The organism is Rhodoplanes sp. SY1, assembly GCF_046000175.1.
Classification (GTDB): domain Bacteria; phylum Pseudomonadota; class Alphaproteobacteria; order Rhizobiales; family Xanthobacteraceae; genus Rhodoplanes.
The window spans coordinates 1-552 of record NZ_JBEOMB010000244.1 but is presented as its reverse complement, the minus strand read 5'-3'; the positions used below and the strand labels follow the sequence as shown (position 1 = coordinate 552).

The window sequence follows — 552 nt, the reverse complement described above, 5'->3', positions numbered from 1 at the left end:
GATCGTCCCGGCGTCCTGCGCCGGATGGCGCGGCCGCGCGCTGATGTGGGAGAAGCCGAGCGCGTCGAGGATCTTGCCGATCGTCCGCTCGTGATACTCGACCCCGAAGCGTTCGGCGATCAGGCGCTTCAGATCGACCCTGCGCCAGCGCACCATGCCATGCACGGCCGGGTCCGGGCCGGTCTCGACGATCTGCGCCAACTCCGCGAGCTGGGCGGCGGTCAGCCGCGAGCTCGGACCTTGCGACGGGATATCCAGCAGGCCGTCCGGGCCCTGGGTGTTGAATCGATGCACCCAGTCGCGCAGCGTCTGCCGGTCCATTCCCCCGATCCGGGCCGCCTCGGTCCGGTTCATGCCGTCCCGGACCGCCGCCAGCGACAACAGCCGCCGGCTCTGGTTGGCGTTCTTCGACGCCGCCGCCAGCCGCCGCAGATCGGCCGCCGAGAAATCCGTCCGCAGAGCAACCGCTGTCGCCATGGCGCGAATCCTCCCGCGCCGAGCGAATCACATCCGCCCGCTCCCCGGAATCCCCAGCGAGTCAGTCACAGAGGC

The 552-nt window shown here is 70.5% G+C and carries 1 protein-coding gene; it reads right to left on the bottom strand.

The genetic code is table 11. The annotated features are described in order from the left end of the window. The coding region (locus ABTU92_RS28875; protein WP_408095006.1) for a winged helix-turn-helix domain-containing protein at positions 1–477 on the bottom strand (477 nt) is incomplete at its 3' end. Between the last annotated feature and the right edge of the window lie 75 nt (positions 478–552).